General features: G+C 70.7%; 21 protein-coding genes and 3 pseudogenes. 7 read left to right on the forward strand and 17 right to left on the reverse strand.

Annotated elements, in window-relative coordinates; genetic code table 11:
* Nucleotides 1-281 precede the first annotated feature (281 nt).
* The 8 genes and pseudogenes from AB0H53_RS12820 to AB0H53_RS12855 form a co-directional block, all read right to left on the reverse strand.
* On the reverse strand, nucleotides 282-563 hold the full coding sequence (locus AB0H53_RS12820) for a hypothetical protein (RefSeq protein WP_362110737.1): 282 nt from the start codon (nucleotides 561-563) through the stop codon (nucleotides 282-284).
* An 8-nt stretch (nucleotides 564-571) separates the two neighbouring features.
* Nucleotides 572-1,060 (reverse strand): hypothetical protein, encoded by a 489-nt coding sequence (locus AB0H53_RS12825; protein ID WP_362110740.1) that lies wholly within the window; start codon nucleotides 1,058-1,060, stop codon nucleotides 572-574.
* The gene (locus tag AB0H53_RS12830) at nucleotides 1,057-1,476 is read right to left on the reverse strand and encodes a hypothetical protein (RefSeq protein ID WP_362110743.1); all 420 of its coding nucleotides are present in this window, start codon (nucleotides 1,474-1,476) and stop codon (nucleotides 1,057-1,059) included. Before AB0H53_RS12830 ends, AB0H53_RS12825 begins: the two co-directional genes overlap by 4 nt.
* Nucleotides 1,477-1,485: 9 nt before the next feature.
* Entirely contained in the window at nucleotides 1,486-1,806 is a 321-nt protein-coding gene (locus AB0H53_RS12835; protein ID WP_362111123.1) for a transposase, read from the reverse strand.
* A gap of 435 nt (nucleotides 1,807-2,241) precedes the next feature.
* On the reverse strand, nucleotides 2,242-2,397 hold the full coding sequence (locus AB0H53_RS12840; RefSeq protein ID WP_362110746.1) for a hypothetical protein: 156 nt from the start codon (nucleotides 2,395-2,397) through the stop codon (nucleotides 2,242-2,244).
* A 242-nt stretch (nucleotides 2,398-2,639) separates the two neighbouring features.
* The gene (locus tag AB0H53_RS12845) at nucleotides 2,640-2,855 is read right to left on the reverse strand and encodes a hypothetical protein (protein ID WP_362110749.1); all 216 of its coding nucleotides are present in this window, start codon (nucleotides 2,853-2,855) and stop codon (nucleotides 2,640-2,642) included.
* A 249-nt stretch (nucleotides 2,856-3,104) separates the two neighbouring features.
* Nucleotides 3,105-3,246, reverse strand: a pseudogene (locus tag AB0H53_RS12850) (leucine zipper domain-containing protein); the annotation flags it as partial.
* 40 nt (nucleotides 3,247-3,286) lie between these two features.
* Nucleotides 3,287-4,549, reverse strand: coding sequence for a beta-ketoacyl-[acyl-carrier-protein] synthase family protein (locus AB0H53_RS12855; protein WP_362110752.1), 1,263 nt, complete (start codon nucleotides 4,547-4,549; stop codon nucleotides 3,287-3,289).
* Nucleotides 4,550-4,615: 66 nt separating this feature from the next.
* Here AB0H53_RS12855 and AB0H53_RS12860 point away from each other — a divergent pair, with 66 nt between their 5' ends.
* Nucleotides 4,616-5,233 carry a TetR/AcrR family transcriptional regulator C-terminal domain-containing protein gene (locus AB0H53_RS12860; RefSeq protein WP_362110755.1) on the forward strand — a complete coding sequence of 206 codons (618 nt, stop codon included), beginning with the start codon at nucleotides 4,616-4,618 and terminating at the stop codon, nucleotides 5,231-5,233.
* 135 nt (nucleotides 5,234-5,368) lie between these two features.
* Here the strand turns inward: AB0H53_RS12860 and AB0H53_RS12865 are convergent, their stop codons facing one another.
* Nucleotides 5,369-5,734, reverse strand: coding sequence for a hypothetical protein (locus tag AB0H53_RS12865; protein WP_362110758.1), 366 nt, complete (start codon nucleotides 5,732-5,734; stop codon nucleotides 5,369-5,371).
* Between the two features lie 147 nt (nucleotides 5,735-5,881).
* On the opposite strand from AB0H53_RS12865, the pseudogene AB0H53_RS12870 reads away from it, so the two are divergent.
* The 4 genes and pseudogenes from AB0H53_RS12870 to AB0H53_RS12885 all read left to right on the forward strand — a co-directional run.
* A pseudogene (locus tag AB0H53_RS12870) lies at nucleotides 5,882-6,527 on the forward strand (Helicase associated domain protein); the annotation flags it as partial.
* 1,488 nt (nucleotides 6,528-8,015) lie between these two features.
* Nucleotides 8,016-8,519 carry a cupin domain-containing protein gene (locus AB0H53_RS12875; RefSeq protein WP_362110761.1) on the forward strand — a complete coding sequence of 168 codons (504 nt, stop codon included), beginning with the start codon at nucleotides 8,016-8,018 and terminating at the stop codon, nucleotides 8,517-8,519.
* Nucleotides 8,492-9,094 (forward strand): MFS transporter, encoded by a 603-nt coding sequence (locus AB0H53_RS12880; protein ID WP_362110764.1) that lies wholly within the window; start codon nucleotides 8,492-8,494, stop codon nucleotides 9,092-9,094. The genes AB0H53_RS12875 and AB0H53_RS12880 overlap by 28 nt, the downstream gene beginning before the upstream one ends.
* Nucleotides 9,034-9,969, forward strand: coding sequence for an MFS transporter (locus AB0H53_RS12885; RefSeq protein ID WP_362110767.1), 936 nt, complete (start codon nucleotides 9,034-9,036; stop codon nucleotides 9,967-9,969). Before AB0H53_RS12880 ends, AB0H53_RS12885 begins: the two co-directional genes overlap by 61 nt.
* 185 nt (nucleotides 9,970-10,154) lie before the next feature.
* On the opposite strand, the gene AB0H53_RS12890 is transcribed toward AB0H53_RS12885, so the two are convergent.
* The 4 genes and pseudogenes from AB0H53_RS12890 to AB0H53_RS12905 all read right to left on the reverse strand — a co-directional run bounded on the left by AB0H53_RS12890 (nucleotide 10,155) and on the right by AB0H53_RS12905 (nucleotide 14,905).
* The gene (locus tag AB0H53_RS12890; RefSeq protein WP_362110769.1) at nucleotides 10,155-11,597 is read right to left on the reverse strand and encodes a PLP-dependent aminotransferase family protein; all 1,443 of its coding nucleotides are present in this window, start codon (nucleotides 11,595-11,597) and stop codon (nucleotides 10,155-10,157) included.
* 722 nt (nucleotides 11,598-12,319) lie between these two features.
* The gene (locus tag AB0H53_RS12895; protein ID WP_362110772.1) at nucleotides 12,320-12,826 is read right to left on the reverse strand and encodes a DUF6624 domain-containing protein; all 507 of its coding nucleotides are present in this window, start codon (nucleotides 12,824-12,826) and stop codon (nucleotides 12,320-12,322) included.
* 124 nt (nucleotides 12,827-12,950) lie between these two features.
* Nucleotides 12,951-13,803, reverse strand: a pseudogene (locus AB0H53_RS12900) (IS5 family transposase).
* 67 nt (nucleotides 13,804-13,870) lie between these two features.
* Entirely contained in the window at nucleotides 13,871-14,905 is a 1,035-nt protein-coding gene (locus AB0H53_RS12905) for a helix-turn-helix domain-containing protein (RefSeq protein WP_362110775.1), read from the reverse strand.
* Between the two features lie 106 nt (nucleotides 14,906-15,011).
* Here AB0H53_RS12905 and AB0H53_RS12910 point away from each other — a divergent pair, with 106 nt between their 5' ends.
* Both AB0H53_RS12910 and AB0H53_RS12915 read left to right on the forward strand, forming a co-directional pair.
* Nucleotides 15,012-15,908: an alpha/beta hydrolase gene (locus AB0H53_RS12910; RefSeq protein WP_362110778.1), complete on the forward strand. Its 897-nt coding sequence runs from the start codon at nucleotides 15,012-15,014 to the stop codon at nucleotides 15,906-15,908.
* A gap of 77 nt (nucleotides 15,909-15,985) precedes the next feature.
* Nucleotides 15,986-16,426 (forward strand): cupin domain-containing protein, encoded by a 441-nt coding sequence (locus AB0H53_RS12915; RefSeq protein ID WP_362110781.1) that lies wholly within the window; start codon nucleotides 15,986-15,988, stop codon nucleotides 16,424-16,426.
* 689 nt (nucleotides 16,427-17,115) lie between these two features.
* Here AB0H53_RS12915 and AB0H53_RS12920 read toward each other — a convergent pair.
* The 4 genes from AB0H53_RS12920 to AB0H53_RS12935 all read right to left on the reverse strand — a co-directional run bounded on the left by AB0H53_RS12920 (nucleotide 17,116) and on the right by AB0H53_RS12935 (nucleotide 21,248).
* Entirely contained in the window at nucleotides 17,116-17,574 is a 459-nt protein-coding gene (locus tag AB0H53_RS12920) for a hypothetical protein (protein WP_362110784.1), read from the reverse strand.
* A 10-nt stretch (nucleotides 17,575-17,584) separates the two neighbouring features.
* Nucleotides 17,585-17,815, reverse strand: coding sequence for a hypothetical protein (locus AB0H53_RS12925; protein WP_362110787.1), 231 nt, complete (start codon nucleotides 17,813-17,815; stop codon nucleotides 17,585-17,587).
* 1,139 nt (nucleotides 17,816-18,954) lie between these two features.
* Nucleotides 18,955-19,515, reverse strand: a complete 561-nt coding sequence (locus tag AB0H53_RS12930) for an isochorismatase family cysteine hydrolase (RefSeq protein ID WP_362110790.1) — start codon at nucleotides 19,513-19,515, stop codon at nucleotides 18,955-18,957.
* Nucleotides 19,516-20,303: 788 nt separating this feature from the next.
* Nucleotides 20,304-21,248 carry a helix-turn-helix transcriptional regulator gene (locus AB0H53_RS12935; protein WP_362110793.1) on the reverse strand — a complete coding sequence of 315 codons (945 nt, stop codon included), beginning with the start codon at nucleotides 21,246-21,248 and terminating at the stop codon, nucleotides 20,304-20,306.
* Between the last annotated feature and the right edge of the window lie 48 nt (nucleotides 21,249-21,296).

Raw genomic sequence — 21,296 nt, forward strand, 5'->3', positions numbered from 1 at the left:
CCGGAGGACCGGCGGCGGGACGGCGGGACGGCGGCGCGGCCGGACCGGCGGGCCAAGGCGGGTGCGGCGGGCCGGCGCGGCGACGGGCCGGCACATGACGAACCGGCGGCGCGGGCCCCAACCCCGGGCGACAGAACACCCTCAACGGACAGACCCACCCGCAACCAGCCGACAGCACGCGGCCCCCAGCCAGCCGGCGTCCCGCCGGCGTCCGGCCGGACGGAACCGCGACAGCCGGCACACGGGACCAGGCAGGGCGGCAGCGGCAGACGACAAACCGACTACGGGGGCACAGCAGCCAGGCAACAACCGCCAGGCAGCAACCGCGACAGCAGCAGCAGCGGCGGCAGCAGCCGGTACGCGACCGACAGCACGGCAGCCTGACGGCACGCCGCAGCCGACTCGACCTGCTCTTCAGGCGGAAGGCCCTGCCGAAACACCACAAGGCCGTTCGCCTTGAGGCTGATGTGAATCTCAGCTTTGGCCAGGGCCGTCAAGGCGGTCCGGTCAGCTGCCAGCGAGTGGGATTCCACCCGTCGGGCTCTCAGGACGAAGGCCTCCACAGCCGTGCTCACTTCCGGCGCACGAAGCTGTGGAAGTCGCAGACGTCCGGATCCCCGGCGAACTCGTAGAGCCGGGGATCCGAGCGGGTGCCCGTGACGTTCAGGTCGGATCCGAAGGCGCCGCCACCGAGCCGACTCTGCCAGACGCCGGAGAGCATCGAGAAGAGCAGGGCCATGTCGCTGCCCCCCTCGCGCTCCGGGAACAGCTTCCAGCTCCCCTTGCCGTCGGCCACCCTCCGCGATTCCTCGGAGACCGGGTCGTCGTCCGGGTGCGGCCAGTCGGACACCGTGAAGGTGCCGTCCGCCGCGATCGTGAGCGTCCCGAACGGAGAGCCCTCATACGTTCCGACCAGGTCCTGCGCCGTCAGCCCCCGCGGGCGGGGGCCCTCCTCGCCGCACTCCACGTACCGCGCGAAGCAGCCGGTCGTGGAGAGGGACAGCATCAGGGCGAGGGCCGCCACGAGGCCTGTGGTCCGTGTCCACTTCCTCCGGGTCATGGCGCCGCCAACTCCTCTTCCCCGATCGCCTTCTGCTTTTTCGTGCGCAGCGGACTGTCGAACTTGTCGACGAGTGCGTTGAGGGGCCCACCGATGTACTTGTCCCACTCCTCCCGCTGGAAGGGCGGGTGGATCGACGAGTTGCTCGTCGTCCCGTTGGTTATCGTGATCCCCGCCTTGACCTTACCGCGCTCGGCGTAACGGGTAAGCACCTCGTACTCGTAGTTGTACGAGCGAAGGCGGAGCAACCGCACCCGGTTCCTGTGCCATCTGCTGCGCCACGGGCTGGGCCGGCGAGCGGCGGCGGACGGGCGGCCGGCGGCGGCGGGGCGGCGGACGGCCCGGGTGCACCCCGCCGGGACGGCGGGGTGCACCCGGGGACGGCGGGCGGTCCGCGGGAACGGCCCGGCCTGCACGGTGGCAATTCAACGGGCCGCCGGTATCTCTGCGGGACGGCATGCTGAACCAAGCAGTAAGTAATAAAGCCAGGAGGCCCGGTGGGCCGGCAGCGGGTGGACCCGCCACGCCTGTGTGACGGCCTTGCCGTAGTTGGCGGTGGCGGTGCAGGTGGTGACGGCCGGTTCGGGCCAGGTCTCGGGCGTGACGGAGCGGAACTCCGGCTCGTGCTTCGGCGGCCGGCCGCCTTTGGGGTCGTGGACCCGGGGCCGTTTCGCCAGCCCCATCACGCGATCGCCGCGGACGCGGCCGACCAGCTCGACAGGCAGGTCCCGCAGGAACCGGGCCAGGCGGGGTTCGGGTCAGACCCCACAGGTCGGTTTAGCGGAGCAGCGTGACGACGACGTCGTCGAGCTCATCGTCCTCGTCCGGGCGGATCGCGGCGGTGATGTCCAGCTCCGTCATGGCGCAGGCTACCCAGCAGCTGCAGGCGGTCCTCACATGAACTCGCTCAACGTTTACCGGGTACTCACTGCGAATGCTTACCCTTGCAGCCTCGCCCTGGCGGCTGGTCCGCGCGTCCTGCAACACGGGGCGCCCCCAGGGCGTTGCCGGGACGCATCCCGCGCCGCTGGCACGTTTACCAAAGTGGGGAGATGCACTCAGACCACCGGTGTCACCTCGCTCGCCCTCTGCTCCGCCGGCGATACTCCTACGCTGCCACCGGCGGCGGTGAGCAGACACTCAAGGACGCCGCCCTTGCAGCAAGCCAGGCGGGGCGCGGTCTACCGCGGGTGTGTGTCGTTGATTTCCTCGTTGGCGTTCCTGGTGCGGAAGGGCAGAATCTCCGTTGCGTCGATGCGCTGGACGACGTATCGGTCGCCGCGCAGCCAGATGGCGTGCTTGACCTGCTTTCCGTCGGCCGGAAAGGTGCGGCCCACCTTCGTGGTCTTGCTGGTGGACTGTGACTAGCTGGTTGACTGGCTCCTGACAGTGATGCTCGTCGTCTTCTCGATTTCCTGTGAGTTGGTGGTAGCCAGGCCGACAGTGGTCTCCTCGATCTTTTCCAGCGCCACCTTCCAACGAGTTTTCGCAGTAGAACACTCGGTCCCCATACCCGTGCCTGCTCACCATGTAGTAGGGCGAGTCTTGCACTGCCAAACCCGGTCGTTGCCCTGGAGGGTCAAGAAAGGGACGGAGATTTGACCGTCAGCGCTTCTTCGGTCCGCTCGGCCGGGAATCCACCGCCGCCGATCCGGTCGACGCCCTTGAGTTGTGGCTCGACAGACGGTAGGTCGACCTTCTGGCTCAGGTCTTCGACAACATCCAGTTTCCAGCGGGAATGTTCAGCGGCGCTGCCGGGCCCCTTCGCCCACAATGTGTTCGGAATTTTGTGCAACCAGCCACCCAGACCGGGGGTGGACGTAGCGGCCGTTCTGAACGTTTTTGACGCGGTAGTTACTCTCTCCCGCCCCTTCGAGCTCCCACTGGTCAGCGCGATCGTTCGGGTCGTACCCACTCCTGAATCCTGGTTCAGGTGACCATCCGGTGTGGCACGTACACCAGCCAACACCGGTTACTGCCCGCCCGCGCGGCGCCGCAGCACGGTGTGGAGCATGCAGTCGGTGATGACCGGGGGCCGAAACCCGTGCGGCGTCGAGTTTCGATCGATCAGCCTGAGTTCGCCGTGTCGCCGGTTCTGGCTCACCCACTTCGACGATGTTGCTCGGGACATCCCCCATCTCTGCGGTGGCATGCACAATCGGACGTGTCGTGCAACGCTCGATCAATCGGCGGCGACCCTCACGGACGACCGTGCGTGCGCGTGGGTCATGGTGTCGTCGAGGCCGTACGGGACGCGTGGTGCCGTGCGCCGGTGACGATGAGTGAGACATTCTGCCCCCCGAAGCCGAAGGAGTTGCTGAGCACGGCTTCCTGGGGGACGTCTCGTCGCTCTGCGACGACATCGAGATCGATGTCGGGCCCGACGCCGGCCGCGGCGAGGTTGCGAGTCGGCGGGATGACGCCGTGCTCCACGCTGAGGACGGCGATGATTACTTCGATCGCGCCGGCGGCGCCGAAGAGATGACCGAGCGCCGCCTTGGGGGCTGTCACGGTGGCGCGGCCGAAGACCTCCCTGATCGCGCGCGCCTCGGCGACGTCGCCGACCGGAGTTCCGGTGGCGTGGGCGTTGATGTGGCTGATCTGCTCGGGAACCAAGCCAGCTTGGGCGAGGGCCTTCCGCATCGCCGAGATCTGACCGGAGCCGTCGGCAGCGGGCGCCGTGATGTGGTGAGCGTCGGCGGCGATGCCGGCGCCAGCGAGTACCGCGTGGATGCGTGCGCCCCGGGCGCTGGCGTGTTCGGCGCTTTCGAGCACCACGACAGCGGCGCCTTCACTGAGGACGAATCCGCTGCGGTCCGCGGCGAACGGCCGGGACGCTGAGGCGGGTTCAGCGGTGTGACGCGACAGTGCTTGTGCCTGGGCGAAGCCAGCGACGGTGATCGGGGTGATCGCGGCCTCGGTCCCGCCCGTGATGACCACGTCCGCCTCGCCTGCACGGATGAGCCTGGCTCCCAGGGCGATCGCCTCGGCACCGGAGGAGCATGCCGAGACGGGCGTGTAGACCCCGGCCCGTGCGCCGTATTCGATGCTGATCAGCGCCGCCGCCGCATTGGGCATGAGCATCGGGACCGTGCGTGGCGAGACGCGGCGCGTCCCGGCCGTCTCCAGCACGTCGTCTTCCTTCAGCAGCGTCCGGACGCCCCCGATGCCCGTGCCGATCGATGATGCGAGCCGGTCCGGGTCGACCCGCGGGGCGCCGGCATCGGCCCAGGCTTCCGCCGCCGCGGCGAGGGCTGCCTGCTGCGAGCGGTCGAGCCGCCTGGCCTGCACCGGCAGCAGCGATTCGGCTGGGTCGATCGCCATCGTCCCCGCGACAGTGTCGGGAAGGCCGGTGTCCCCTTGGCCTCGTAGGACGCCGCCGCGGATGCCGGACTCACCGGCGAGCAGGGCGTCCCAGGTGGACACCACGTCTGCCCCGAGTGGTGTGATCGCGCCGAGTCCGGTCACGACGACTTCAGTCCCGTGCATGCCCCTCAACCCTTCTTGTATGCGATACAAGTGAACGAGTCTTGTTGTATCACATACAATTACGGTGTGGAGAAGAAGCGAACCGAAGATCGGTCGACGTCGCCTCGGTCACGTGATCGCGGTCGCGCGACGAGGCGTCGGCTGATTGAGGCAACTGCGCGGCTCTGCAAGGAACGGCCCGGCGCTGAGGTGAGCGTCGCGGAGATCGCGAACGCGGCAGGCGCCTTCCCCAATCAGGTCACCTACCACTTCGGCTCCAAGGACTCGCTCCTCGTGCACGCCGCCTTTCTCGGCTTGCTGCACGACGCCCGACGGATCGAGCGCATCGGTCGCCAAGCTCCCGATGCGGCGACATTTCGGCGCAACATCGCCCGCGCCGTACTGGCCATGCCCTCGCTCCCGTCAGTCACCCGAGCACTCGCCGCCGGGATCTCCAAGCCCGAGCTCGCCCCCGTGGTCGACCAGCACCTCCAGCTGCTGTTCCGGCAATCCGAGCGCTTCGTGAGCCAGCTCCTCGACAGTCGCGGCTGGAAGGCCCGTCGACCGCTCAACGTGGAAGCCAGGACGTTCTGGACCACCGCGCTCGGTGCAGTGCTGCTCGTCCGTGCCGGGGCACATGGCACCGTCGCCGACCTCGACCTCGCTGGAGCATTGACCATCCACGACGAACCCGATCCCGGTTAGCTCAGTCGAACAGGCCAGCGACGACGTGCGCGGTCACCGCACGAGGGTGGCCTTGTCGCGGTCGGCATGGTCGCCGAGATCCACTACGCAGAGCCGCTTGTCACTTCGCCATGGCCTGGGGAGAACGGGGCCTTCTCAAGGACCGGGCGGCTTGCGGGCGGCTGTGGCTGTCCGGGTCGGCTCTGGAGCATCCACGGCGATCAACCGGCTGTTCTCGGCCAACAGCCGCTGGTTGACGTTGCGGAGTGCCTGCATGGCGGTCTCTGCTGGGCGGCCGGCTGTGAGTGGTGCGTCTCGCTGCTCGCGCAGTTCCTCCATCTCCGTGTCGCGCAGCGAGCGGGCGTCGCCGTCGCGGAAGCGGGCGCCCAGTTCGTGGGCGCGTACCATGCGCAGCTCGTTCCGGACTTCGTGCAGGGCCCGTTGCAGGACGGCGTTCTGGGCCAGGAGATGCGGTTCTCGACGTCGAGGGGCCGCCTCCTTGCGCGCGGTCGCTGCTCCCACCGCCCGCGGCCCGTCTTGGGTGAGGGGGCGCGGACGGTCTCGGCTTCCGTTTTGAGATCGCGGTGGCGTTGCAGGTACTACGAGTTGACGGCGCCCCGCCGGGTGATCTCCGCGTCGGGGCGGGCCTGGCGGGCTCGTGCGCATCGCGGCCTGTACGCCGTCCCCTACGACACCCCAGTCGAGGTCGGCGTACACCAAGGCTTCCCCCTGGGACGGTGGTGCGCCAGCAGCGCAAGACGCTGCGTGCCGCTGCACTCGATTCCCACCGAAGGGAGCTGCTGGGGGGCCTGGATGGTGCGGGAGCCAAGCGAGGAGGAGTGGGAGGCCGAGCTCGCCGCGCTGCGCTCGTACCGGCGGGCGACCGGGCACCTCGCGCCCCGGCAGGACGCGGTGTGGGGCGAGGGTGAGGCGATGGTGCCCGTCGGACAGCACCGGGCCAACCTCCGCCGGAAGGGAGCGAAGAACGGCCTGCGCAAGGACCCGGAACGGGCGGCCGTACACGCGGCGCAGCTGACGGCGATCGCCCCGGACTGGGACTGCCCGTGGCCCCTGGACCGGCAACGCCACCACCGCACCCTCGCCGACCTCGTCGACGCCGACGACCACCTGCCGGCCACCGAACCCGGGGTGCTGTTCGAGGGCGACGACATCGGACGGTGGCTCCAGCGGCAGAAGAACTCGGATACCTGGGCGCGCCTCCTGCCCGACCAGCAGCAGCGGCTGACCATTTCCAGCGGGCCTCGCAGCCCTCGCCCAGTGGGTCGAGCGGGAGGGTCAGAGGCCGTTGCCGCGCTGCGGAAGCTGGGAGTCGAGTGGGCGGGACGCCGTTGGCCGCAGGTCGTTGCCCTGGCCGGACACACCAGTGCGCAGAAGGGCCCCGGGCTGTCATGGCAGCGCCCGGGGTCTTGGGCTGTCGGATGGGGTCTTGGTCAGGGTGTGCAACGCGGATGCGACACGCGCCCTGTCCTGGCGTGCGGTTTTAGCAGGTCAGGGGTCGCCCGCGCCGTCCACGGCGATCCCGCGCGGGGTATGCAGCGGGGCCGAGACGGCAAAGACACCCTCTGCACCGCGCCCCGCGCTCCCCGTCCCCGCGACCGTACTGATCCTCCCGTCAGTCGTGACCTTGCGGACCCGATTGCCGCCGTCGGAGATGTAGAGGGTCCCATCGCGGCACACCGCGACCCCGTACGGACCGCTCAACTGAGCCGAAACGGCAGGGTCTGTCCCTTTGGGCGCCCCCGCGGCACCGGTTCCCGCGACCGTGCTGATCAGACGCGTGGAGTACTCGCCATTTGCAGCTCCCGTGCCAGCAGTGCTCGTCTTCGTCCCTTCACTGTGCACCCGATCGCCGATCGCTGACGGTGACGTCGACAGCGACCAAACGGCAACGAAAAACAGGACGCCGGATCACGCAGTCGTCTGGGAACAGAGCGCTTGCCCATCTGCGGCTTCGGGGCGTCTCCTGCACAAGGCGAACCACACGTCGGCGCGCGGCCGAAAGCTCAGCCACCCTCATGAGGGAACGGCGGGCGCGGCGTGGACAAGGCTGGGCTCTGCTGTCGCTGTTGCGTCCCGGCCGGAAGGGCTCCCCCGGTCCCGGGCGTGGGCGGGGTCCGGCATGCGGCGGTGACAGCCGTCCCGCATCGCCGAGAAGCGACCACCTTGCAAAGAGGTGACGACAGCTCCAACCCGAGTGCCTCCGACGCCCCGCTGCACATCGACGCTGCCGCCTGCGCCCCTCATGACAGCGACCTGGCTGACCGTGTGGGTGGGTCAGGAAGACCTTGGTCACGCCCTTCGGGTTGCGGTTGCCGCTTCGTACATGTTCTGCGTGGCGCCGCGCCCGAATTCGGACAGCAGCCTCTGACCGCCCGCTTCGGCGCGTGTGGACATGCCCTTGCGGGTCGTCGGCATCTCCGGCCCTCGGCCCCGAGAAGGTGGACCTCGACACAGTGGCGCCCTGCGGTCGGCCGCGGGGGCGCTTCCCTATGGCGCCGCCGGGACGGGCTGCTCCTCCGAGCAGGGGTCGCCGGGCGGGGTCACGGGCCGGTCGTCGCCGGCATCCCTGGGGATTCTCACACCGTGCCGACCACCCGCCGCCAAGCCGTCTCGCGTCCGCGCAACCCTCCGCCGACGTGGCGGCGAAGCGCCCCGACCACCCGGTATTGACCCATGGATCCCGCCATTGAATGAACCATCCTGTGGGTCTTTGCGGGCCGTAGATTCATCTGTGTCAGCGGGAATCGCCGGTGAGAAGCCGACCAGACATCCAGGAGAAGCCATGAACCCCACCACGAACCAGTCGACCGGCCCCGTCCTCGTCCGCGCCGAGAACGCCGAATCCCTCCAGGACGGCGCAACGAGCCTGATCACGCTGCTCGCCGACGCGGGCGCGACGGGCGGGGCCCTCACCGCCAACAAGGCCACGTTCCGCAAGGGTTCGCCGGGCGCTCCCGCACACTTCCACACCAAGGCCACCGAGATGTTCTTCGTCCTCGACGGCGCGATGCGCATCCTCGTGAACGACGAGGTCCTCACCCTGGGCAGGGGTGACTTCCTGACCGTGCCGCCGACCGTGCCGCACGCCTTCGCGCCGGCCCCCGGCAACGAAGCGGAGATGCTGGTGGTCTTCACTCCCGGTCTGCACCGCTTCGACTACTACCGGTTGCTGGAGCGCGTCTACCGCGGCGACGCCACCGTCCAGGACATCCGCGACAGTTCGCAGCAGTACGACAACCACTACTTCGAGAGCCCAGTGTGGTCGCAGGCGCTGGCCGAGCGCTGATCCGCCGCCGGGCCGCCGCCCATCGCGGCGGTGGCCCGGCCGGTGTCCCCCCTGCCCCACAACCCGTCCGCACAGCAGCCTTTGTCAGGCCGTCAATCAACGCGGAAGCTCCGCAGCACCGGCTGGGAGCGACCCCGGCGCTGCTGGCGTTCGCCCAGCTGATCATCTCGATCGACTACAACATCGTCCATGTCGCCCTGCCCGAGGTCGGCTCCAACCTGGGCTTCTCGGCACAGAACCTGCGGTGGGTGGTCAGCGCGTACGCCGTCGCGTTCGGCGGCGTGCTGCTGCTCGGCGGCCGGGTGAGCGATCTGTTCGGACCGCGGCGGATGTGCGCCGTGGGGCTGGGCCTGTACGCGGTCTCCTCGCTGCTCGGCGGCCTCGCCGAAGCGCCCGGGGTGCTGGTAGCCGCCCGGGCGGTCCAGAGTGTCGGCGGCACGTGCCTGTTCCCGGCGACGCTCACCCTGGTTCCACGAGCTTCGCCGAAGGACGCCGGCGCAACCGGGCGTTCGCCGTGTGGGGCACGGCAGGTGGCAGCGGGCTCATTCCCGGTTCCCTGCTCGGGGGTGTGCTGACGAATCTGTTCGGCTGGGAGCCGGTCTTCTTCGTCAACGTCCCGCTCGCCGGCGCCGCGGCCCTGCTCGCCTTCTCGGTGATCACACCGGACACGCCGCGCGGTGGCGGGCGTTCAGTGGATGCCGGAGGCGCACTGTCCTCGACGGCCGGTGTCACCGCCGTGGTGTTCGCCCTGGTGCGGGGACCGGAGTCGGGATGGCTCGCGACGGCCGTGCTGACCACCGCCGTCGCGGGCGCCGTCCTGCTCGCCGTCTTCGTCGCGATCGAACCGCGCCATCCCGACCCGTTGTTGCCGCTGCGCCTGTTCACCGACCGCAATCCGAGCGTGGGTACGGTCGTCGCGTTCCTCTCCATGGGGACCTTCGGCACACCGCTGTACTTCTTGACCGTGTACCTCCAGGGTGTGCACGGGTACGACGCGCTGACCACCGGGCTGGCCTTCCTGGTGCCGACGGCCGCCATCGTGGTCGGCTCGCAGGGCGCGGGCCGCCTGGCCACCCGGTACGGGATCCGACCGGTGATGGTCGCGCCAGTGGCGGTGGGAGGTGTCGGCGCCGTGATCGTCGGGGCGACCGTGACGACGGGCGCCTCGTACGGTTCGCTGGTCCCCGGTCTCATCGTGCTGGGTGTCGGTCAAGGTGCCGGCTACACCCTGATGTTCGGCGCGGCTGCCCTCGGGGTGGTCGCCGAGGACCAGGGCTTCGCGTCGGGTGCCGCGTCCACCAGCCAGCAGGTCGGCGGCGCGGTCGGCCTGGGCTGCTGGTGGCGGTCGCCAACGCGGGTCTGGACGGACTCGGTGGCGAGGCGCTGCGCACGGCGACGACCGCCGGGCCGCGTACCGCGGTGTTCGTCGCGGCGGCGGGGATCGCGGTGACCGTGCTGGTCGCACTGGGCCTGCGCAAGCCCAGCACGAAGGAGGCCACCAGGCAGGAAACCGGGACGGACAGCCGTCCGGCGGTGCCCGCCTGACCGGCACGGATCCCCTGTTGCCGCCCTTACCGGGTGGCACCACACTTCTGGCGTTCGCGGCCCCCCCGTCGAAGGGGGCACGGGTGCGGCTCAGGTGTCAGGGAGGGGCGGCAGGGCCCGGCACAGCGCGTCGAGTGCCAACCGGTAACGGTGCTCGGGGGGCGTGGCATAGCCGACGACCAGCCCGTCCTGGTGAGGTTCGGGAGCGTCGGGGTGGCGGAACTCCGCGAGGCCGTCGAGTGCGACGCCCATCCACGTGGCCGCCTTGACGGTGGACGCCTCGGTGCCCGCCGGCAGGCGCAGGACGGCGTGCAGACCAGCCGCTACGCCGGTCACCGCGATGTGCGGGGCGTGCTCTGCCAGCGCCGCTACGAGCAGATTGCGGCGGGCTCGGTAGCGCCGCCGCATACGGCGGATGTGCTTGTCGTACTGCCCGGATTCGATGAACTCCGCGAGGGCGAGCTGGTCGGTGACGCCCGTCCACGCCTCACGCATCCCCTTGGCCGCCAGTACGCCGTCGACCAGGTGTGGTGGCAGGACCAACCAGCCGAGCCGGATCGCCGGGGACAGGCTCTTGCTGGCCGAACCCAGGTAGACGACGTGGTCCGGATCGAGCCCCTGTACGGCACCCACAGGTTCCCGGTCGTAGCGGAACTCGCCGTCGTAGTCGTCCTCCAGCACCACCCCGCCCCGAGTCCGTGCCCAGTCGACGGCCGCGGCACGGCGCGCCGCGTGCAGCGGGCCTCCGGTGGGGAACTGGTGGGCGGCGGTGAGCAGGACGGCACGTGCGCCGTGCCGCGATGACGTGCCCGGCTGCGTCGCCAGTCGGTCGGTCCTGGCCCCCTTCTCGTCCAGCCCCATGGGGATCGTGCGTACCTTGGCGTCGGCCAGGATGGTGCGGTGGAAAGGGAGGCCGTACGGCTCGACGGCGAGCGGTCCGGACAGCACACCGCCACCGAAGAGAAGACGCAGCCCGTGCGCGAATCCGGCGCAGACGACGATCTGTTCCGGTGAAGCGCACACCCCACGTGCCCGGGCGAGGTATTCGGCCAGCGCGCGCCGCAGTTCGGGACGGCCTTGGGGATCCCCGGGGCCGAAGGCGTCGTGCGGTGCGGCGGACACCGCCCGGCGGACGGCCGCGACCCACGCGGCTCGGGGGAAGGACGTCGAATCGGGCTGCCCCTGCCGGAGGTTGTGGACGGCGCCCGACTCGTTGCCCGGGGCCTTCTTCGGGACGCGCTGAGCCTTGGCGGCGACGCGCTCGGCAACCCGGGTGCCAGAGCCCTGCCGGGCGGTCAGCCACCCTTCGGCGACCAGTTCGGCGTACACGTCCGCCACCGTGTTGCGGGCCACCCCCAGGTCGACGGCGAGCGAGCGGTACGGCGGCAGCCGGGTGCCCGGCGCGAGTCGCCCGGTCCGCACCGCCTCGCGCAGGGCCGTCGCCACCGCCGCGCGGCGAGGCCCTGCCGGCGACAGCTCAAGATGCAGGTCCGAGCCTGTCTCGTGGGCCGAAGTGACCCGGGATTCCGGCACTTTACTGCACCCTTCCATAGGTCTCCCGGTTGCCCAGGCTAATCCCATGACGCCCAGGGCCGATGCCGAGCAGCGGGTCGGGCTCCACCCGAGCACGCGGGTCTCCGCGGCGGGCGCGGGGCCGCGCGGCAGCGGGGGAAGGTGTCGCGTACTGGGAGGCAGAGACACCGGGCGGCCAGGTCGGGCGCGGTACCGCTCCGGACTGCCTGCTGCAATCGTGTGCGCGCTCGCCGGCGCCGAGCGGCACGACTGGCCTCTGTTGCGCCCATCTTGGAGACCCTTGGGCGCTGCGGTGTCCATCCGCCCGACCGGATCACGGTGCACCCGGGCTCGGGGTGCGACTCGCACGTGACCCGCAAAACTGCTGACCGACCGGGGCTGCGGATGGCAGATCACCCCAAGGGGCGCGTCCTTGCCGCTGACCACAGCCACCGGTGGGTTGTCGAACGGACGAACCTCCTGGCACACACGGGGCTTCCAGTCACTGGCGTTCGTCACTGATCGGCGTACGGTAGTGCAAGCCGCGTGGGTGGCGCTCGCCAGCGCGGTCATCGTGGTCCGGCGCCTGATCGGCACAGCGTGGACGGTCCACCGGTGGGACACACGGCCCGCCCGACGCCCGTGACCTATCGGCGCGAACCCTGAGGTCCCTTCCGGCCGGATCATCGCCTGCAGGTGAGCCCCGGGCAGTGGTCCGCGGCACGCGGCTGGGCAACGGCGCGTCAGGCCTGGGAGTACTTGGCAACGTACTCGTCGAAGGGCTCGATGCCGACGTCCGCTCGGAGTGCGTTCATGCGCTCGGGCTCTTCACAGGGCCACGGAATCGGCACCCCGTTCTTCACGCCGGCGATTTGAGTGCCGTAGATCTGCGCACGGCCCTCATTGACCAGCGTGCGGTCGCGCAGGAAGGCCAGCTCACGCGGGCTGGCCGAGCCTGCCGACACCGCCTGCTGCATCAAATGGAGGGCGCGCCGCTGAACATCGAGTTGCCGGTCGGCGTGCTGGGCGATCAGCCATGCTGCACGTGCGGCCTCCTCACCGACCAGCTGTGCCGTCGGCCAGCCGTATTCGTCCATGATCTCGGCCAGCCGGTCACCGTGCCGGGCGGTCAGCCGCCGCCAGGCCAGCTGCTCGGCAGGGTCATCGCTGTTCGCGCGGACTGCGGCCCGGTGATCGGCCGCAGCCATGTCCGCGAGTTCCACGGCCAGCGCGGCATAGTCGTGCCTCACTCTCAACTCCCCATTTCGGTAAGTGCGTTTGTGCCCAGTGACCACAAGCCTAAAGGCGTAAATCAGGCGTAAAGATCATTCCGGAGAACGGTGACAGGCGCCTGCCCGCACGGGGATAATGGGTCTACCACCGAATCCGGAGCCGGATCGCTCCGAGAGCCACGGTGCCCTGGAAGACATAGGCACGCCTGTCGAACCTCGTGGCCACGCCCGGGAGTTCTTGAGGTCGGTGATCGTCCGCTCAGCTTCACTCCTTCGCTCGTGGATCGTCTTGTCGCAGTCGAGTGGGCCGGCCGCCGCGAATGCCGCGATGCTTTCGGTTGGCCCGCTGGTCGCCCGGTTCGGGGATGGTGTGCTTGATCTGCCGTTGGCGCAGGTAGCGGCGGTTGCGGCGAGAGGAGTACGCCTTGTCACCGCCGGGATGATCCGGTCGGGCGCGGGGAGGCCCGCCGCCGAGGCGGCCGACGCGGATGCCCCCCATGACGGGGATGAGCTGTGGGACATCGCCCCACTGGCCCGGAGTGATCAGCAGGGCCAGCGGACGGCTCCCGCCCTCTCCGGCGGAGACGCATCGTGCAGGTGAGACCGCCCCGGGATCGTCCGGGCCCGCCGTCGCGGCGGTGCCGCCGGGGCGTACGTCTTCTCCCGGCACCCGTGGGGGTCTCCTGTCGTGCTCCGGCGGCATGCTGGTGGGGCCCGGACGACGGTGGAGTCGACCGACATGGTCCAGCCGATGTCATCGACGGCATCGGCCGTCGCGAGGACGGCGGCGAGAGTCCTCTCCCACGTGCCGTCGGTGGCCCACCCGATCAGCTGTTTGTGAGTGGCCTGGAACGAGCCGAGCTCGTCAGGGAGGTCCGCCGGGGCGAGTTGGTGCGGTACTTCCCCGCGATGGCTTCGAGCGTGCGGCGGTGTCCGGCCCACCGGCGTCCGCGGCCCGGATCGGCCGGCATCAGCGGCTCGGTCCGGTCCCCCATCGCATCAGTGATCACTCATCGGACATACACATCCGATCGACCGGTGAGTGCACCGAAGAGACCCGCTCTAGTCGCTGAGCAGCCGCCATGCGGTGAGGGCGAGAGCGGCCCGTATCAGGCCGGGGGGTTCGGTGAGTTCGACGCCCAGAGTCTTTCCGATCTGCTCAAGTCGGCGGGCGACGCTGCTGTGGTGCAAGTGGAGAACTTCGGCGGCCCGGCGCAGGGAGCCGGTGGCGCAGTAGGCGTCCAACGTCTCCAGATCTTCTGGCTTGCTGGCGACGCGGGCGATCGCGGCGACGTCGGCATTGCCTTGCGCGGCGTCCTGGGGTATCTGGGCGAGCAGCGCCAGTGCCCCCAAGTCGTCGTAGCGGACGGTCGGCCGGCGTGAAGTGGTGAATCGGAGGGCGGTGCGGGCTTGCCTCCAGGACAGGTCGGGGCTTTCGGCGGCGCCGATGCCCGCGCGTATGCCTGCCGGGAACCGGGCCCGGTCCACGGTGGTCGCCAGGATGACGCCCACGTCGGCGAGCGATGCCGCCTTCACCGGGCGGGCCGGGCAGATCAGGGCGCCGACCTCGTTGAGGGGAAGCTGCGAATGTACGGCGACGACACGGACCGGCAAGTCGGCGGCGAACCCCAGGAGCCGTAGCGCCCGGGTCCGGGCCGCCTCGTCGCTGTTGGAGCTGATCGCCAGTTCGACGAGGGCGGGGTCGGCCATGGTGGTGAGGGCCGGGCCATATCGTTCGACGACCGCCGCGGCGGCGATGGCGAGCCGGTCCAGGAGCACTTCATCGAGCGGACTGGGCGGGCCGGGGCGTTCCAGCCACACCGTGCCGATCTCCTCCTCGTCGAGGGTGATCGGCGCCGTGGTGGACGCGGAGTGCAGCGGAGTGGACGCCTGCCTGCCTTCGGGCGAGACGCGGATCACCCGCCCCGTGCCGTGGAGCCGAATCCCGACCGCGCACCCGGCCAGGCCCGCCGAGGCCCGGGCGAGAGCCGGGAGATCCACCCGCCGGCGCATCAACGTGTCGTAGAACGCGATGACGCGGATCGCGCCTCGGGCATGCGGGTCCAGGTGCGACAGCCGTTCGGCAAGGGCCTCCATAGCGCAAGGATAGGGGTCGGTGGGTGCGCCGATCGGTGCGTGATTCGGCCGCATGCCCGACAGTTGGTGGCTGACGCCCTGGGTGTCGGCGACGAGGATGGTCGTCATGGATCCCGAACTCGAAGCGTTCATGCCCCTGCTCGTGAAAGCTGATCTGGCTGACCCTGTCACCGACCGCGAGAACTACGCCGAGCGTGCCGCCGCGACACCCGCGCCGGACACATCACGCATGGAGATCGAAGACCGTACCGTGCCCGCCGATCCGGATGTGCCGGTGCGGATCTACCGCCCGAACGGGGCACGGGGCACGATCATCTGGCTGCACGGCGGAGGCTGGGTCATGGGAGATCTGGACACCGACCACCACTTTGCCGCCCGGATCGCGGCCGGCGCCGGCACAGTGGTGATCTCGGTGGACTATCGCCGCTCTCCCGAGCACCGATTCCCGGCCGCCCTGGACGACACCTATGCCGTACTGACCTGGACGGCCGAACACGCGGCCGAGCTGGACATCGACCCGAACCGGATCGCCGTCGGAGGGCACAGCGCCGGCGCCGGCCTGGCGGCCGCGGTGGCGCTGCGGGCACGTGACCAGCAGGGGCCCGCGATCCGATTCCAGCTGCTCAACCAGCCCCTGCTGGACGACCGTCAGGAGACCTGGTCGCAACGGAACTTCACCGACACGCCCCTGCACGATCGCGACACACTCACCGTGGCGTGGCGGCACTACCTGGGCTCCAAGCCCGCCACACCGTTCGCCGCCCCGGCCCGGGCCGACGACCTTTCCGGCCTCCCCCCTGCCTACGTTGCCACCGCCGAGTTCGACCCGCTCCGCGACGAGGGCATCATCTACGCGCTGCGCCTGCTGCAGGCGGGCGTCCCGGTCGAACTGCACCAGTGGCCCGGCACCTTCCACGGCTCGCTGGCGGTCCTGTCCGCCGACGTGTCGCAGCGACAGCTCGCCGAACTCGGCGCAGCCCTGCGCCGTGCCGTGGCCGAGTGAGGCGGCGACCGACCGGGCCGCCCCTCATGCCCTACAACCCACCAGATGAGAGATCACCGCAGAAGGGATGTCCCGGCATGACCGTTACCCCGATCGATCTGTTCGCCTCCTTCATCCACCTTGACCGAAGCGGCCAGGTGCGCGCCGAGCAACCCGTGTTCGACCCGGAGCGGGACGGCTGGCAGTTGATGACCTTCCATGTGGAGACCGACGCCGACGTCCACGCCGACCATTGGGAGATCCACTCCGAGGCGGACGAAGTCGTGTCCTGCCTCACCGGCGGGATACGCCTGTACTTCCGCCCGGAGCAGCCCGGAGAAGAGGAGGAGATCAAACTGGCGGCCGGAACAGCGGCCATCGTCCCGCGCGGGCGATGGCACCGCATCGCACTGGACGGCCCCAGCGACATCATGTCCATCACCCTGCCACGGGGCAGCCGCCTGGAGAAGCGGACTGAAGTCCAGGCCGGGGCCTCGCATCCGGCTCCTGTCCCCGACGACGCTCGCCACAGGCGCTGACCTCGGCGGTGCGGAAGCGTGCGCTCAGGCAACCGCGCACCACCGTCGAGGCACGGCGCGGACGGTTTCGACGGTGGCCAGGCGGTTGGTTCGGTGTCCAGGGCTGGTGCCCTTCGCATCAGCGGCCGGTCAGGGGCCGGTCCGGGCCCGTACCGCTCGGTGCGGTTGCGCAACCTTGGCAGTTTCCCCGCTTTTCTCGGGGCAGGAGGCGGTGACGATCGCCTCCGCTCCCCTGCCGGGCACCGGCCGGAGGGTCAGCGGCGTGTACGCGCCGAAGCCAGCGGCGCCGACGGTACGGGGCAGGTCACCCTGCCCGTACCGGTAAGTGGCTGGCCGCCGTCCGCGTCAGCGGGTGAGGCGGCCATCGGTTACCCGACCTGGCGTATGGGGCCCAACCACGGTGACGGACCGGGAGTCCATGAGCGCTAGGGGCCCGAAATCGCCGGGAACGTGGTCGGGAATCTCGCGGCCTGGGGCTGCGCGGCCTCAGGGCGACCCGGGGCCCGGGGCGCGGCGACGGTGGGAGGCCCGGGCCTGATCACGGGCCGGGGCGAGGCCGCCGTGCTTGACCGGTCACCGACACCGGTGTCACCCGGCGCCAGGGCAACCGGTTGTCCACCACGCTGCTACCAGGCGCCACCGCAACCAGCAGAAAGCCTCTGCGGGGCGGCGGAGGGCGGGAGCGGCGCTCATGTTTTCCTTTTCTCGGGATGCTCGGGTGTGGTGGTGCGGTGGTATTCGGCGATGGCGATCAGGGCGAGCGTCACTGCGATCACCGCACAGCCCGTCATCACGGGTGTGAGGAAGCCGGGGACGGCCGCGGTGTAGGAGCCACCCGATGCCAGCCGGCAGTCGAGAGCGGGCGGAAGGTAGGACACGCTGTAGCCGCTCACCTGCCCGTACAGCGAGGGGTTCGCGTCCTGACACGCCTGAGCGGTGCCGCTCTCGTCGAGGAAGAGCGATACCAACCCCCAGACATAGGCGACGGCAGCGAGGACTCCGGCGAGCGCGGCGGCGCCACGCGCCACGGCCCCCGGGCCGCCCCTGCCGAGCACCGGGAAGCCGTATCCAACGAGGCCGAAGGCGGTCACAACGGCGACGACGATGCCGAGCAGCAGGGGCAGGGCGGCGGGATACGAGGAGGTCATGGCAACCACCTCACCCGCCGGCGAGCTGGTTGGCAAGGTTGTTGCATTTCTCGACAATGTGGTAGCGCTCCATCCCCTCGGGGGCGTCGGCCTCGGCTTGGTTGCCCCATGCGGCGGCCTGGAGCAGGGTCCAGGCGTGCCTGCGGACGTCGGCGTTGTACAGGAGCCGGGGGCGGGGCGGGTGAGCAGGCGCACGGCCAGGAGCAGGGCAGCGGGGCTGCGCGAGTGGGCGGCGGCGCATTCGATGACGTTGTCGGCATTGTGCTGGGCGGGAGTGTGCTCGGCGCTGCGCCGGAACAGGGGCAGCCACACCTCGTCCGTGAACGCGGAAAGGGCGAAGTAGCCGGCTCCGGTGAGCTCGCCGGACGGCCGGCCGGTCTCCAGCGTGGCCGTCCACCACATGGGCGCGACGTCCTCGGGGGCGCGGGCGGCCGGGTCCCCTGCGGCATCACCGGTGCGGGGGCGCCCCCGCACGGGAAGGGGCGAGCGGCAGGAGCAGGTGGGAGACGGCCGGGGCGCCGTCCGGGCCGGTGGCCACCTCGCGCCAGGCGTCCACGGGGTCGCCGAGCAGGTCGGGCGGGCCCTGGAGCAGGAGCGCGAACGCGACGTATGCGGCCGCGCGTAGCCCTACGCGTTCGCGCGCACCGCGGTCAGGAGCTGGGCGCGGTCCAAGGCGGCGGAGCAGCGGTTCGGATCTTTCCCGGTCCAGCCATGGGGCGGCCGGTGAGGGGCCGTTGGGGGTCGAGGGCGTGCAGCTCGGGGTGGGCGGCGGTGCCGGCGGTGGCGCGGCGGTGCAGGACTGGCAGGTGCGCGCCGATCACGGCGGCGACGGCCTCGTCGCCACCGCGGGCAGGACGTCGGCGACGAGGCGTAGGACGCCGCCGGGCATTTCGCCGTCCGCGGTGGCCTGGCCGGCGGCGTAGTCGAGAGGCAGCCCAGCGCGCGCACCGCCGGGTGGGTGTCCAGCGGGGGCCCGCGAGCAGTTCCTCCTTTCCCGGGCTTCCCCGGCCGGCCTGTTCGTCCGGGGCAGGCGATGCCGGCCGCGGGGGCGGGCGTTGCCGGGTTGGGCGCGGGCGGTGGTGGGGTGGGGCGGCGGGTGTAGGGGCTCGGCGAGGCCGTGCACGTGGTCCAGGACGGCCGGCAGGTCGCCGCCGAGGCCTGCGGCACCCGACGGTCGGCCTACCACCCCCGCAGCACGCCCACGGCCTCGCTCAGGCCGTCGACTCCCTGCGTGCTCATCACGATCACCATGTCCACGATCCGACACCCACCGCATGATGCGCCGTCCGCATCCGGTTCTGGACCGACGCGTCGCGGTCGCGGCCGGGCCGGGCACGCGTCACAGCGATCCGCATGTCTTGACCGGTTGCCCGGGCCGGGTCAGGCGTCCGGACCGCCGGAGTCGTCGAAGGTCATGGCGTCCACGGAGCAGATTCGGGCGGACATGTTGCGCTCCATCATGCGCAGGGCGGCGTCGGCGAGGCCCGCGTCGATATGGGCGACGGCTTCGGGGGCGAGGCTGACGTCGAAGTGGCGGATGTGCGCGTCGAGAGCGGAGTAGAGGACGCACTGCTCGGTCACCTGCCCGCACAGGACCAGCCGCTGGACCCCCAGCTGCCCCAGGAGGTAGGTCAGGGGCGTCTCGAAGAAGATCGAGTGCCGAGCCTTGACGACGAAGAGGGAGTCCTCGCCGGGAGCGACGGATTTGACCAGCTCGGGGTGCCGGCCCTCGAGGGCCGCCTGGAGGATCTCACCGTGGTGCGAGCGCCACCGACCGAAGTTGTCGTTGACGTAGATCACCGGAGCGCCGCTGTCCCGGGCACGCCGCAGGAGCTTCTCGATGGCGGGGAGTGCCTCCTTGACGGAGGACACGAGAGCGTCGGCGTCCTCGTGTTCGTAGGTGTTCAGCATGTCGATCACGACGAGCGCCGTCTGAGTCATCGGGTCACCTTCACCTCTCGCGTCCCTGCCGGGGCCTGCTGTGGGGCGGCGGGGCCGGGCGGATGCCGCGGCCTTGTACGAGCCGCCGTCACCCGGCCGGGTGACGGCGGCTGCGCGCGGCATCCAGGATGCTTTCCTCGCCCGCTCGCTCGGCGCCCGCAGTCGATCTCACAAGCAGCATCATGGGACTCTCCCCTCACTCGTCCCTCACGGTGCCTGTACGGAGGCGCCTGCCCCCGTCCCACATCTGTAACACCATAATTCCTGTCATCTCAGGCGGCACGGAGGCGAGTGAGGAGAGGGCGCGAGCGGGCGGTCACTGCCGTGCGTGCGATGCGGGCCCCTCCCCGCGCGCGGGGACGGCCGCACAGGAGGTTGTGGTTCTCCGGTCATGGTGCGGTCACTCGCGCACGTGTCCTGATAGGGCACACCGGACGCGTACAGCGTCGTCCATTCGTGCTGTGAGCTCGGCGACGGTCGCGGGGAGCTCGCCGAGGTTCCACGGCCGGACGCACGCGGCCGCCGCCATCGTCCGTAAGGCCTTGGACCCGGCCTGAGGAGCCGGCGCCCGGCGGGGCGGGGGGCGGGTGGCGGTGTGGACGGCGCACCGGAGGAGGCCCGCGTTCCAGCAGCCGCCGGACCACTCGGGGAACGTCGTCCCACGGCCTGGGCGGCGCGCGGAGCCGCGGGCGGGTCCGCGATCAGCACCGCAGCCGATGGGTCGGTCGAAGCGCGGCACGCACGGCGCGGCCGCGATGGCCGGTGAACAGCGGCTCGCCGATCCGGCGCTATCGCGCGGGTTCGATGACGAACACCTGACCGTCTCTACCGACGCAGCGGTCCATGACCGCTTCGGTTCCCTCCCGAGTTCCGGAGTCGACGATCCCCATGCAGCCCTGGCCGTCCACGCGGAACACGTACGTGCCGTTGCCGGGGGGTCCGGAGGGCTCGATGTGGAAGCGGCTGCCCTGGGCACAGTCGTCCATCGGCTCCAGCAGCCCCGCGCCGGAGCCCTGGGTCAGGACCTTCAGGCAGCCTTTGCCGTAGTCGGGGTGGTGCCACTGGATGCGGTAGCTGTCCCCGCCCACCGGCTCCAGCAGGGTGTCCTGCGGCGCCACCTGGTCACACGGCCGTTGTACGGCCACCAGGGGCGTGTACCGCCGGTCCCGGACGCGCCCGTCGGTCAGGCACAGCTCCGGAGCCGAGACCGGGCGGATGCGCACCCACCCCTCCGGCAGATCCAGGCTGACGGCGGGCAACGCGGGCCCCGCGTTCCCGCCGGCCGCGCCGCTGACAGCCGGCTCTCCGCCGGGGGCGGCCAGCAGCCGGACACCGGCACCCGTCAGGAGGAGGGCGAGCATCACTCCCGCTGCCACCGCCACGGGTCTCCTGGCGATCAGACCGCGCAGCGGCGGCCGCCGGACGGGTTCCGGCTCGGCGGTGCTCACGGTTTTCGACGCGCCGATATCCGCCCACGCCGCGAGCCACGCCTCCAGCCGGTGGCCGTCCCCGCACGCCCGCACGAAGGCCGCCAGCAGCTCCGGGCGCGGTGGTGTCCTGCCGGCCAGCACGTTGGCCAGCGTGCTGCGTGGCAGTACGTCACCCCGTACGGCCGCCCGCTCCTCCAGCTGCCGGTACGTCAGCCCCGACCGCTCCTTCAACTGCCGCATCAGGGACACGAACTCCGCCGCGTCCTGCGCCCGCTGTGGAAGTGACTTCGCCTGATTCTCCATGGCGGCATGGTCACCAGAGCGACGCGTACAGGCAATTGGGCCGACCGG

The sequence above is a fragment of the Streptomyces sp. NPDC050856 genome (genome assembly GCF_040653855.1).
Taxonomy (GTDB): Bacteria; Actinomycetota; Actinomycetes; order Streptomycetales; family Streptomycetaceae; genus Streptomyces.

Bases quoted from the DNA above. Each gene is read 5' to 3' on its own strand.
- AB0H53_RS12825 (WP_362110740.1), bottom strand. From the start codon at position 1,060: ATGACCCGGAGGAAGTGGACACGGACCACAGGCCTCGTGGCGGCCCTC.
- AB0H53_RS12855 (WP_362110752.1), bottom strand. From the start codon at position 4,549: ATGCACGGGACTGAAGTCGTCGTGACCGGACTCGGCGCGATCACACCA.
- AB0H53_RS12875 (WP_362110761.1), top strand. From the start codon at position 8,016: ATGAACCCCACCACGAACCAGTCGACCGGCCCCGTCCTCGTCCGCGCC.
- AB0H53_RS12905 (WP_362110775.1), bottom strand. From the start codon at position 14,905: ATGGAGGCCCTTGCCGAACGGCTGTCGCACCTGGACCCGCATGCCCGA.
- AB0H53_RS12910 (WP_362110778.1), top strand. From the start codon at position 15,012: ATGGATCCCGAACTCGAAGCGTTCATGCCCCTGCTCGTGAAAGCTGAT.
- AB0H53_RS12915 (WP_362110781.1), top strand. From the start codon at position 15,986: ATGACCGTTACCCCGATCGATCTGTTCGCCTCCTTCATCCACCTTGAC.
- AB0H53_RS12920 (WP_362110784.1), bottom strand. From the start codon at position 17,574: ATGACCTCCTCGTATCCCGCCGCCCTGCCCCTGCTGCTCGGCATCGTC.
- AB0H53_RS12925 (WP_362110787.1), bottom strand. From the start codon at position 17,815: ATGCGCCGCCGCCCACTCGCGCAGCCCCGCTGCCCTGCTCCTGGCCGT.
- AB0H53_RS12930 (WP_362110790.1), bottom strand. From the start codon at position 19,515: ATGACTCAGACGGCGCTCGTCGTGATCGACATGCTGAACACCTACGAA.
- AB0H53_RS12935 (WP_362110793.1), bottom strand. From the start codon at position 21,248: ATGGAGAATCAGGCGAAGTCACTTCCACAGCGGGCGCAGGACGCGGCG.